The following is an 11,723-nucleotide window of genomic DNA, read 5'->3' on the forward strand; positions in this document are numbered from 1 at the left end:
GCAGTTCGTCATTTCCCCGGAATGGTCTAAACCCCTTTGTTTTACAAATTAATTCATTTTTCAAAATTATTTTCTTTTAATAGGAAAAAAGATATGTTACCATTTTGTTAAATAGCATTATTTAGGAAAGAGAGGAAAATATAATGAAAATCAATGTAGACAAAAAGAATTTGGTGTTTTTTACGGGTGGTGCAGTTGCTTCTTTAGTGGCGTTGAAGTTTCTCAAGAGCAAAAAAGCCAGAAAAATTGGGGTAAAGACCCTGGCCAAGGGACTCCGGTTTAAGGATGAAGTTCAGGCTGCCGCACTGTCCATCAAGGAGGAAGCCGAGGATCTCGTCAGTGAAATCCGCGTGAAAGCTAAAGATGCAGACCTGGCATCGGAATAATTGTTTCGGACTAAGGGGGAACTATGCGCTATAAAATTGCCCACGAACTTCCTGGACGTCTGCGCTTAAATAGCGGTAAGTTCGCTTTTTCACAGGAAGAGGGGGAAAAGATCGAGGTCTATTTAAAGTTGCTGGCGGGAGTAAACAAGGCTGTAGCAACCTCCAGTACGGGGAGTATTCTGCTCGAATATGAGGGGGATGCACGTGCCGGAATTCTGGATGCGGTAACGGCTCTCAAACGGGATTCTTTACCCGATCTGGGGGAAGAGTATGTGATGGTCCAAAAACGGAATGCCGACTTTAAAAAAGGACTCTTGCACATCGTCAGGCGGTTTTTACTTAAACATTATATTATCCCTGCTCCCATCAGTAATGTCTTACGAATCATCGATTCCTCTAAATTTATCCTTAAAGGGTTAGAAAGCCTGTTGATTAAACAGAAAATAGATGTAGCCGTTCTGGATGCGGCGGCGATCGGAGTGACTATCGGACGTCGTTCCTATGGTACGGCCGGATCTATTATGTTTTTGCTGTCAATTAGCGAGTTGCTGGAAGATTGGACGAAGAAGAAATATAAGGATAATCTGGCGACCAGTTTGGCTATCCATATCGATAAGGTCTGGGTTGAAAAAGATGGGGCGGAAATGCTTATTCCCATGTCCTTGCTTATGGCAGGGGATCATGTGGTGGTTCGTACCGGTGGGATGATTCCTGTCGACGGACAAATCATCAGTGGAGAAGCGATGATCAACCAGGCTGCGATGACCGGTGAAGCGCTGCCAATTCAACGGAAGGAAGGCAATATGGTTTACAATGGAACTCTTGTAGAGGAAGGTTCTATTGTGATCCGCGCGGACGCTGTTGATAAGGAGACCCGTATTCATAAAATTCTCAACATGGTTGAGAATTCAGAACATCTGAAAGCAGGATTGCAAAGCCGTACGGAAAAGTTGGCGGACTCAATTGTCAAATACAGTTTCCTGGCCTCCGGTCTGATTTATCTTCTGACCAGAAATCCGATCAAGGCGATCTCCATTTTGCTGGTAGATTATTCGTGTGCCATCAAGCTTTCAACCCCGCTGGCCATTCTTTCGGCGATGAGCGAAGCGTCCAGGCACCGAATCATGGTTAAAGGGGGAAAGTTCCTTGAAGCTTTTGCCAATGCGGACACGATTGTTTTCGATAAAACGGGAACCCTGACTGTTGCCGAGCCAAAGGTAGAGAAAGTTATTCCTTTTGCCGGGCAGACAAGAGAAAATGTTTTAAAAACAGCAGCCTGCCTGGAAGAACATTTCCCGCACAGTATGGCTCGGGCGGTTGTACGTCAGGCGACGGAGGAAGGACTTTGTCACCAGGAGGAACACTCTGAAGTGGAATATGTGGTAGCACATGGGATTTCTTCACGCTTAAACGGAAGAAGTGTTTTGATTGGAAGCGCGCATTTTATCTTTGATGATGAAAAGGTTATTCCAACACCTGAGCAAAAGGCTTTAATCGATAAGGAAAGCGGAGCCTATTCGGTCCTGTATCTGGCTATTGGCAATCAGCTGGCAGGAATGTTTTGCATCAATGACCCTTTGCGTCCGGAAGCCAAGGAAGTAGTTCACCGACTTAAAGGCTTGGGCGTAAAAAAAATAATCATGCTGACAGGAGACAGCCATCAAGCGGCGGAGGCAGTTGCTGCCGGTCTGAAGCTTGATGAATATCGGGCACAGGTATTGCCGGAAGACAAGGCCGACTATATTCGCTCATTGGTTGAGGCCGGACATTCGGTGATTATGGTCGGAGATGGCGTAAATGATTCTCCCGCTTTGACGGCGGCCAGTGTCGGAGTAGCAATGAAAGACAGCTCGGACATTGCCAGAGAGGTATCTGATATTATCCTGCTCGATTCCAAACTGGATGACTTGGTGTATTTGCGGGAATTAAGCCGAAAATCCATGAAGAAGATTAAAGATAATTATACCTTTATCATGTCCTTCAATACATTTATCCTGGCTCTGGGCTTAACGGGCGTAACAACACCGGGAACAGGGGCATTGCTGCATAATCTGTCTACCTTGGGGGTAAGTCTGAACAGTTCGCGAAAATTAATAAAATGAGAGTTCAAGGTGTAAAAAATGTATGTTTCCATTGCTGATTTTCTTTTATTGATGATTGTTATCGTAGTCACTGTGGTAGGAATTTATGCCGCCATGACCTTGAAGAATATCAATATTTTGGTCAAAAGCACCAGGACGCTCATAGAGAAAAACTCCGATTCACTGACCAAGTCGGCGGAATTTTTGCCTGAGGCGATTAAAAACACCAGCAATCTTGCCAAATCAACGCAGGAGCAGGTCAATGCAATTGGTACGACGCTCAATTGTCTGGGTACCAATCTCGCTGAGACAGCTGCCGCCCTGAATGAAAGAGCTGTCAGCGGTGTATCTTTTGTCAATACGGTAGTGGAAATAGTCGGTGCGCTCAAGCATTACATAAGTTCACACGATGAAGACGAAGAGGACAATGAGAGAGCTTGAACGTGTTAGTCACCATTACTGCTGTAATGGAAGATATTCTTGAAATATGCAGTTTACCTGATGGAAAATTTTTAGCTGAAAAAACCTGCAAACAGTTAAGTTTTGCAGGCTTTTTTATAGATGTTCTGCTGATGATAGCATCGGCTTATGGCACAATCCCTTTGATAAACTGAACCGGCTGATAAATAATACGTTCTTCTTCCGAATACTTCCGGCAAATCGATATACCCCGTTCTTTTAACCCGTTCATAATCTCTTCACGGGCTTTCCACGGAAGATTGGCCAATTCCTCTTGGTACAGTCCAAGACCATGAATAATATGTTTGATTACTTTGTCCGGGTCTCGAAAGACCATGGGAGAAAAAGGCTCCTGATGCTCGATCTTAATGAGCCCAGTCTCTGTGAAAGACGCAAGACATTCTTCTGGGCCGAACAGGAAGTTTTTAGGCTGCTCCCGGCGTTTAGAGGCTAATTCAAATATTCGGGCAAACCATTCGGAGAAAAACGGGAAGCTATTGAACGCACAGGCTAAGGGGTGGAAAGAGCCAATGATTCCTCCGGAGCGGGTTACTCTGCGCATTTCTCTAAGAGCGGTTTCGCGATTGGTAAAATGTAAAAAAGCACAACCGATAACAGCGTCAAAACGATCATCTTCAAAAGGAAGCTCTTCGGCGACCCCAACACCAAGCTCCACCCAATTTTTTTCTTCGGCCTCAAGTTTGGCCCTTGCCCGGTTAATCATCTTTGCGGAAGGATCAATACAGACCAGTTTCCCATTCAAGCCTATCCGATCCGCCAATCCAGCCTCAAAGGTAAGAAGTCCTGTACCACTGCCCAATTCCAGAACTTTCATTCCCGCCCTTATTCCCGTAAAATCAATTAACCGTTTTCTTAATTGCATGAATTCAGGAAAGATTTCTTCCGCAAGTTTTTCGTATTCCTCTAACCTGTTAAACTGGGAAATATGTTGCAAAGACATCCGTTCAGCAAAATAACCGGCTGCTTCCAGCATCTGACGGATGAGCTGAAGGTTTTCCGTTCCTTTTGGCGTGATTTGGACACAGCGCTCTCCATTCTGGTCGACGACCTCCATCAAACCGGTGAATACACCCATTTTCAGATCATCATTTAGGAAATGTTTTGCCCAGGGGCGATGCCAGTCTCCGCTGATAAATATTTGTTCAGGGATACCGTTGTAATAGACCAGAGCATTAAGATTGTCATAGATTGTGGTGATCTGATATAAATGAAGAAGGTTGCTTATGCCGTGAGTATTGCAGTAACCAATGACTCTGAGAATGGCTTCTCTGGCAATATCTTCATCCACAAACAGGTCGCCCGTTTTCTCATGGGCAATGAATACTGCGGTTGACATAAAAGTTTCACATAGAGCTGCTTTAGGGAAATTAGCGGGATTAGGCAAGTAATTAAAGTATTGCATTTTCTGGGCATCCGAGAGAATCAGGCCGGCTAGATTGTCCGCTTCAATTCTGAGAAATTCGAGAACATGAGGAGTAAAACACTTTGAACTATGTACAGCCAGCCAAGGGTTGATGACAATTCCTGAAACTTTCAATTGTTTTAGTTTATCCGTCAGAACTTGGTAAACAGGGTCCATCTAAATCCCCCCCATAGATCATTTTATTAATAATTCTCCAATTTTGCGCCAATATCCTCCTTTTGTTTCCAATATTGTATTTTTTTCTTATTTGTCAAATACAATTATTTTTATTAGCGTTTTGATGACAATATGTTGAGAAGAGAGAGAAAAAAATCAATTGATCAAAAGGATAAATCAATTTATGGGAATAAAGTACCAGTCTTGGAGCATTTTTAGATAGCTGGATAGATTCTTTTATGATGAGCGGGGGTGAAACAGCGTGATAACCAAAATGATATGCCGGAAAATCTCTTCAATAATTTTATAATTTTCGAAAATATTTTCGATAAATTTTTAGAAAAAATAAGTAAATAGGTGATTTTTTGCTATTTAGGTTTTATAATTAAATAACTATAAAACAATTCTGACAAAAGCTTCCCAATGGAAATGATTAATCTCCTTCATGATAAATTTAAACTAATTTTAAATTAAAAATAAGATGTAATAACGAAATAAAATAAAGAATATGAACAAAGGAGAAAAAACAATGGGAGAAAGATTAACGGACTTGGTCAATACTCACGAAGAAAAATGTCAGGGATGTAATAAGTGTATAAGGCATTGCCCGGTGGATGCCAATGTTGCTTATGCTGACGAGGAGGGGAAGATTAAAGTCAAGGTTCAAGCCGAGCTATGCATCAATTGCGGTGAATGTATTGAAGTTTGTGATCATGAAGCAAGAGAGTTCTACGATGATACGGAAGCCTTCTTTGCCGATTTAAAGAACGGTAAAAAAATAACTGTTATCTCAGCACCCGCAGTACGTACGAATTTTGAGGATTATAAAAAAATATTTGGCTTTCTGAAGGCCAGGGGAGTTGAATATATTTATGATGTTTCGTTTGGGGCGGATATAACGACCTGGGCTTATTTAAAAGCGATTAAAGAAAAAAAGCTGACCTCAGTTATCGCCCAGCCTTGTCCCGCCATCGTCGGATATGTGGAAAAGTATAAACCGGGGCTGTTAAATTATCTTTCGCCTATTCACAGTCCAATGATGTGTACGGCAATCTATTTAAGAAAATATAAAAAGATCTCTTCAAGTATTGCGTTTCTCTCGCCTTGCATAGCGAAGAAAAATGAAATGGAAAAAACGAATGGGATCATATCCTATAATGTTACATATAAAAATATTGAAAAATACATGAAAGACAATGGGCTGGCGATGAACAGCTTTGAAGATAAGGATTTTGATTTTATTGATTTGTCCCTTGGCTTCTTATACAGCAGGCCGGGTGGCCTGAAAGAGAATATAGAAGCGGTGATTGATCATGCCTGGGTTAAACAAATAGAAGGAACTGAAATTGCCTATGAGTATTTAGACCATTATCAGGAGCGGATCCACAACCAAAAGCCTGTGCCTCTGGTTGTGGACATCCTTAACTGTTCTCAGGGATGTAATATTGGGTCTGCGGCATGTGCCGATCGTAAAATGATTGATGATATCGACCATAAGTTTAATCAAATGAAGACTGAAACCATTGATAAGAATACAAAGGGGCGTTTAACCAAAAAGTTCCGCTGGATTGGTGAAAAGTTTGATAAAGAACTGAAACTGGACGATTTTGTCCGGGAGTATGACAAGGATGGAGCAGTGCCTGCGAAGAGAATCCCTTCAGATAGCGAAGCAGAACAGATTTTTAAATCAATGTATAAAAATGATGAGGCAGCATGTAATATTAATTGTACCGCATGTGGATGTAATACCTGTTATGATCTGGTTGTAGATGTGTTTAACGGGATAAATATTGTTGAGAACTGTATGGACTATACAAGAAACAAGGTTCTTGCGGAGACGGTAAAGAATAATGAGACCAATGCCATGTTGGAGGAGATTGAGCATCTAAGCAATGAGCGCTTAAACAAAGCCAACGAACTGAAAGAAAATGTTAATATCATCAAGGACTCTTTGACAGAACTCGGAACAGCGAATGAAGAAAGCACCAGAACACTAACAGGGATTACGAACCGAGCTGAAGAAACCGTCAGGACAGCTTCCGCACTTAAGGAAAGAATTGATCAGATGAACGATAAACTGAAGAGCTTTGTCGATGCGTCCAAGCAGATTGTCGATATCGCAAATCAGACCAATCTGCTTTCTCTGAATGCGGCTATTGAAGCAGCACGCGCCGGTGAGCATGGCAGGGGTTTCGCAGTTGTGGCTGAAGAGGTACAAAAGCTGGCGGAACAATCGGGACAGGTTGTCAAGTCTACGATAAATGATGAAGAAATCATGCTTCTGCTTCTTAAGGAGATCTCTGATGTCGCGGTAGAACTAGGGAAACAGATGAATGATGTCAGCAATCAAATTTCTGATGCTTTGAAATCAGGTGAACAAATCACTTCTACCGGGCAGAGTATTTTGGCGGCGGTAGAAACCATGGTCGAGAATAACCAGTTCAGTTAAGCTTTAGCGGTTCAAAGGGGAACATAGCTATGATTTGGAAATCGTTTGCTATGTTCTCTTTTTCACTTTCTTACAGCTGGAATTTTAAAATCATAAATTTTTCTGTTATAATTTATCTGTGGGCATTGAGTAAGTGAAAAAACAAAGTGTATTCACGCTGTAAAATTGATTATATAAAGATATGAAGAGTGATAGAATGACAAAAAATAAAAAAAAGCTGTTTAAAATTATAAAGAGATATAGTTTTCTTTTTTTAGGGGCATCTCTTGCCGGGGTTGGTCTGGAAATTTTTTTAGTCCCTAATGCCATAATAGACGGTGGGATAACGGGGATTTCTATTATGGCCAGTTTCTTGAGCGATCTTCCTTTGGGGATTTTCCTATTTTTCCTTAATATTCCTTTTTTGATTTTTGGATATACGCAAATTGGCAAGACGTTTGCTTTTTCTACTTTGTTTTCAATTACCGTTCTGGCTATAGCAGTTACTGTGCTTCATCCAGTACCGCAGTTGACTCAAGATACTTTGCTGGCAACAGTGTTTGGCGGTTTTATTCTGGGGATGGGAGTAGGTCTGGTTGTACGCTATGGAGGATCAATGGATGGAACGGAAATTGTAGCGATCGTAGCTTCCAAAAAAACGAGTTTTTCGGTTGGCGAGATCGTCATGATTATTAACATCGTCATTTTAAGCAGTGCGGGGTTGGTATTCGGCTGGGATAGAGCCATGTACTCTCTGATTGCTTATTTTGTCGCTTACAAAGTTATCGATATCACAATTGAAGGCTTGGAAGAATCGAAGGCCGTGATGATCGTATCCGAAAAAACCGAAGAAATAGCGGAGGTTCTCCTGGCCCGTTTAGGGAGGGGAGTAACTTTTATTGAGGGAAGAGGAGCATATACGGGTCAGCTGAAAGGGATCCTGTATTCAGTCGTTACCCGATTGGAAATTTCTAAACTGAAGTCGATTATTGATGAAATCGATGAAAATGCATTTGTGACAATAAGTGATGTGCATGAAGTCGTGGGGGGACAATTAAAGAAAAAGGCAATTCACTAATTTATGCTTCAGTCTTTCTTGACAAAGGATTTGAATTTGTGTTAAATTAGTCTGTGCGACTAGCAAAAATAGTAGTCAAGCTATTGCTGGGGAGGTGTTCATAAATGCGTGTTGCGATTACTTTGGCTTGTACGGAATGCAAGAACAGAAACTATCAGACAATAAAGAATAAGAAAAATGATCCGGATCGTATAGAAATCAAAAAATACTGCAAATTCTGTCAGACTCATACCACTCATAAAGAAACCAAATAATTGTTTTGCGTTTTGTTTATCTGTAATAAGGATGTGATTGAATGGCAGTGGCAAAAAAGACAGAATCCACAGGCTTTATCAGTAATTTTACGAATAAGTTCAAGGCAAGAACAGTGTTTTTTCGTGAAGTCTGGAATGAACTGAAAAAGGTGCACTGGCCTACTCGTAAGCAAATGATGGTGTATACAGGCGTGGTTTTTGTTACTGTAGGTATATTTGCTGTGCTTATTTGGATCGTTGACAGTATGCTTACTTTTTCTCTGACCAGTATTCTGAAATAAAAGCTGCTGGATTATATTGAGGGGGCCTTCGGACAATGTCTAAGAACTGGTATGTTATTCATACTTATTCCGGCTATGAGAACAAGGTTAAGACGAATCTGGAAAAACGTGTTGAATCCATGAACATGGAAGACAAGATATTTAGAGTACTCGTCCCCATGGAAGATGAGATAGAAGTGAAAAACGGGAAAAAGAAAATTTCCAAACGCAAAGTTTTTCCTGGGTATGTTCTTGTGGAAATGGATATGACTGATGATTCTTGGTATGTTGTTCGCAATACTCCGGGAGTAACCGGGTTTGTTGGGAGCGGAAGCAAACCTCTTCCTTTGTTGGAGCACGAGGTAGCCAATATCCTGCGTCAAATGGGCTTGGAGAAGGTACGCCATAAGATTGACGTCAATGTGGGACAGTCAGTCAAAGTTATTTCAGGTCCGTTTAAAGACACAATAGGTGTGATTCAAGAAATCTTGGAGGAAAAAGCCAAAGTCAGGGTTTCTGTTTCCATGTTTGGAAGAGAGACACCTGTAGAACTGGAGTTTGGGCAAGTTCAAAAACTTGACTGAATATAAATGATGAAGTCCAAGACGGCATTACCAAGATAAGGAGGTGTAAGAAGTGGCAAAAAAGGTTGTAGGTTTAGTGAAATTAGCGATCAATGCAGGTAAAGCAAACCCGGCACCTCCGGTTGGACCGGCACTCGGCCAGCATGGTGTTAATATCATGGCTTTCTGTAAAGAGTATAATGAAAGAACGAAAGATCAGGCAGGGTTGATCATTCCTGTGGAGATTACTGTTTATGAAGACCGTTCTTTCAGTTTTATTACAAAGACTCCGCCGGCCTCGGTTCTGTTAAAGAAAGCGGCCAATATTAATTCCGGATCTGCCCAGCCCAATACGAACAAAGTTGCTAAGGTCGGCAGGGATAAGGTCAGGGAAATTGCAGAACTGAAGATGCCCGATTTGAATGCGGCCAGTGTCGAAGCGGCAATGCGTATGGTTGAGGGAACCGCGCGCAGCATGGGAATCGAAATCAAAGATTAGTTTTTGTCCAAAGGGGCAAAAAATGTGGGAGGGTTAGATCCCGCTTAACCACGAGGAGGTAAATGATTATGCCGAAAAGAGGCAAGAATTATCAGGATGCAGTCAAGACTTATGACAGTCAGGCTTTATTTGAACCAAAAGAAGCTCTAACGACGGTGAAAAAGAATGCTAAAGCTAAATTTGATGAAACGGTAGAGATTGCGTTTAAATTAGGTATTGATACCCGTCATGCTGACCAACAGATTCGTGGAGCCGTGGTGCTTCCTCATGGAACAGGTAAAAGCCAGACAGTTTTGGTTTTTGCTAAGGGGGAGAAAGCCAAAGAAGCGGAAGCTGCAGGGGCGGAATTTGTTGGAGCCGAAGATATGATTGAAAAGATCCAGCAGGGTTGGTTCGGATTCGATGTTGCTGTCGCTACCCCCGATATGATGGGGTTGGTAGGTAGACTTGGCCGGCTGCTTGGTCCTAAAGGACTGATGCCCAATCCAAAGACTGGGACGGTAGCTGTGGATGTTGAGAAAGCAGTGAAAGAAATCAAAGCGGGTAAAATCGAATATCGTGCCGACAAAGCCGGTATTGTCCATGCTCCTATCGGTAAGGTTTCTTTTAGTGAAGATCAATTGTTGGATAACTATAAGGTCATCGCCGATATTATTGCAAGGGCTAAACCTGCTGCCGCTAAAGGACAGTATGTCAGAAGTGTAACGGTATCTTCCACGATGGGACCGGGCGTGAAAATTAACCCTTTGAAAGTTCTTGCTTGATTTAAGCGCTTTCAGGGTTTAAAATAGACCAGGTGACAATAAAATATTTCCGCTTAAGACAGTAGGTGCTTCATTTAGCTTAATGTCCTGCCGAGGTGGTGCTTTGTTTTGATTAGAAGTCTTTTGATATTGCTCTGATTATGACATTGACAAACCTCTGCATGAAAGCGGAGGTTTTTTGATTACCGGTTGGAAGGAGGTGCGTTAGATGCCGAATTATGAGGAAAAACAAAAGATCGTTGACGAGATTAAAGAAAAGTTACAGGAATCATCAGGTGTAGTGCTTGCTGACTATAGGGGAATGACAGTGTCACAAGTGACTAAACTTAGAGTCGAGCTGCGTCAGGCAGGTATAGAATACCGTGTTCTTAAAAATACAATGGTACGTAGAGCAGCGGATGAAATTGGCTTGCAGGGCCTCGACCCTTATCTTAAAGGTTTGACTGCGGTAGCCTTCTCTGCTGATCCTGTTGCTCCGGCCAAGATCCTGATAGAGTTCGGGAAGAAAAATAAAGAGCTTCAGATTAAGGCTGGTGTGGTTGAAGGACAGGTCGTTGGGGCGGATAAGATTAAAGACTTGGCTGCTCTTCCTTCCAGAGAGGTTCTTCTTGCCCAGGTACTTGCAGGAATGCAGGCTCCTATCTCTGGCCTTGTCAATGTCCTTCAGGGTCCGATTCGCAAAATGGTTTATGCATTGGAAGAAGTGCGTAAGGTGAAAGAATCTCAAGCTTAGAAAAATTCATTATTTTATTCATACCAATATGTTGGTATTATTTTAAGGAGGATTTTTAAAATGTCTAAAACTGCTGAAATTTTAGAAGCCGTGAAAGGCTTAACCGTGTTGGAACTTGCTGAATTAGTAAAAGCTTTCGAAGAAGAATTTGGTGTTACCGCAGCTGCTCCTGCCGCTGTTGTAGCCGCTGCTCCTGCTGCCGGCGGGGCTGCTCCTGCTGCTGAAGAAAAAACGGAATTCGATGTTATCCTGGCTAGTGCGGGTGCGGCCAAGATCAATGTCATCAAAGTTGTTCGGGAAGTTACCGGTCTCGGACTCAAGGAAGCGAAAGACCTTGTTGACAATGCACCAAAACCTGTTAAAGAAAAGGTCGCTAAAGACGAAGCGGAAGCAATTAAGGCTAAGCTTACTGAGGCCGGCGCTACTGTCGAAGTAAAGTAATTTATCTTATATTTTAAGATGCTTTTTCGAAAAACGGAAAAGCATCTTTTTTATTTTTTTGATTTTGCAATTCACCTTGTGTTTATTTTACTGAAAAACTTAAAATTTTCCTTGACAATCAATCAATGTTTTGATAATATTAGTAAATGTCTTATAGCTAGATATCTACATATCCTT

Annotated in this window: 14 protein-coding genes and 1 other annotated feature; of the genes, 13 read left to right on the forward strand and 1 reads right to left on the reverse strand. The window is 41.9% G+C overall.

Going from position 1 to position 11,723, the window contains the following annotated elements; genetic code table 11:
* Nucleotides 1-143 precede the first annotated feature (143 nt).
* The 4 genes from SGLY_RS01950 to SGLY_RS18030 are packed head-to-tail and all read left to right on the forward strand — an operon-like array spanning nt 144 to nt 3,081.
* Entirely contained in the window at nt 144-386 is a 243-nt protein-coding gene (locus SGLY_RS01950; RefSeq protein ID WP_013623608.1) for a DUF6110 family protein, read from the forward strand.
* 23 nt (nt 387-409) lie between these two features.
* Entirely contained in the window at nt 410-2,488 is a 2,079-nt protein-coding gene (locus SGLY_RS01955; RefSeq protein ID WP_013623609.1) for a heavy metal translocating P-type ATPase, read from the forward strand.
* Nucleotides 2,489-2,506: 18 nt separating this feature from the next.
* Nucleotides 2,507-2,908: a hypothetical protein gene (locus tag SGLY_RS01960; protein ID WP_013623610.1), complete on the forward strand. Its 402-nt coding sequence runs from the start codon at nt 2,507-2,509 to the stop codon at nt 2,906-2,908.
* Nucleotides 2,909-2,910: 2 nt separating this feature from the next.
* Nucleotides 2,911-3,081 (forward strand): hypothetical protein, encoded by a 171-nt coding sequence (locus SGLY_RS18030; protein WP_169312002.1) that lies wholly within the window; start codon nt 2,911-2,913, stop codon nt 3,079-3,081.
* Here SGLY_RS18030 and SGLY_RS16930 read toward each other — a convergent pair.
* Complete coding sequence (locus SGLY_RS16930; RefSeq protein ID WP_013623611.1) at nt 3,054-4,526, reverse strand: class I SAM-dependent methyltransferase; 1,473 nt, start codon at nt 4,524-4,526, stop codon at nt 3,054-3,056. The two genes, SGLY_RS18030 and SGLY_RS16930, sit on opposite strands and share 28 nt — an antisense overlap.
* A 529-nt stretch (nt 4,527-5,055) precedes the next feature.
* Between SGLY_RS16930 and SGLY_RS01970 the strand changes: the two genes are divergently transcribed.
* The 9 genes from SGLY_RS01970 (at nt 5,056) to rplL (ending at nt 11,546) form a co-directional block, all read left to right on the forward strand.
* Complete coding sequence (locus SGLY_RS01970) at nt 5,056-6,975, forward strand: [Fe-Fe] hydrogenase large subunit C-terminal domain-containing protein (RefSeq protein WP_013623612.1); 1,920 nt, start codon at nt 5,056-5,058, stop codon at nt 6,973-6,975.
* Nucleotides 6,976-7,171: 196 nt separating this feature from the next.
* On the forward strand, nt 7,172-8,032 hold the full coding sequence (locus SGLY_RS01975) for a YitT family protein (RefSeq protein WP_013623613.1): 861 nt from the start codon (nt 7,172-7,174) through the stop codon (nt 8,030-8,032).
* Between the two features lie 104 nt (nt 8,033-8,136).
* Nucleotides 8,137-8,286, forward strand: a complete 150-nt coding sequence (gene rpmG / locus SGLY_RS01980) for a 50S ribosomal protein L33 (RefSeq protein ID WP_013623614.1) — start codon at nt 8,137-8,139, stop codon at nt 8,284-8,286.
* Between the two features lie 41 nt (nt 8,287-8,327).
* Nucleotides 8,328-8,567: a preprotein translocase subunit SecE gene (gene secE, locus SGLY_RS01985; RefSeq protein WP_013623615.1), complete on the forward strand. Its 240-nt coding sequence runs from the start codon at nt 8,328-8,330 to the stop codon at nt 8,565-8,567.
* A gap of 35 nt (nt 8,568-8,602) precedes the next feature.
* Nucleotides 8,603-9,130: a transcription termination/antitermination protein NusG gene (nusG, locus tag SGLY_RS01990; RefSeq protein ID WP_013623616.1), complete on the forward strand. Its 528-nt coding sequence runs from the start codon at nt 8,603-8,605 to the stop codon at nt 9,128-9,130.
* Between the two features lie 52 nt (nt 9,131-9,182).
* On the forward strand, nt 9,183-9,608 hold the full coding sequence (gene rplK, locus SGLY_RS01995; RefSeq protein ID WP_013623617.1) for a 50S ribosomal protein L11: 426 nt from the start codon (nt 9,183-9,185) through the stop codon (nt 9,606-9,608).
* Between the two features lie 68 nt (nt 9,609-9,676).
* Nucleotides 9,677-10,372, forward strand: coding sequence for a 50S ribosomal protein L1 (gene rplA / locus SGLY_RS02000; RefSeq protein ID WP_013623618.1), 696 nt, complete (start codon nt 9,677-9,679; stop codon nt 10,370-10,372).
* Nucleotides 10,373-10,406: 34 nt separating this feature from the next.
* Nucleotides 10,407-10,562: a sequence feature (ribosomal protein L10 leader region), on the forward strand.
* 18 nt (nt 10,563-10,580) lie between these two features.
* A complete protein-coding gene (gene rplJ, locus SGLY_RS02005; protein WP_013623619.1) occupies nt 10,581-11,105 on the forward strand; it encodes a 50S ribosomal protein L10 in 525 nt (174 codons plus the stop codon).
* A 60-nt stretch (nt 11,106-11,165) separates the two neighbouring features.
* Nucleotides 11,166-11,546 (forward strand): 50S ribosomal protein L7/L12, encoded by a 381-nt coding sequence (gene rplL / locus SGLY_RS02010; protein ID WP_013623620.1) that lies wholly within the window; start codon nt 11,166-11,168, stop codon nt 11,544-11,546.
* Nucleotides 11,547-11,723: the final 177 nt, after the last annotated feature.

The sequence above is a fragment of the Syntrophobotulus glycolicus DSM 8271 genome (genome assembly GCF_000190635.1).
In the GTDB taxonomy this organism is placed as follows: Bacteria; Bacillota; Desulfitobacteriia; order Desulfitobacteriales; family Syntrophobotulaceae; genus Syntrophobotulus; species Syntrophobotulus glycolicus.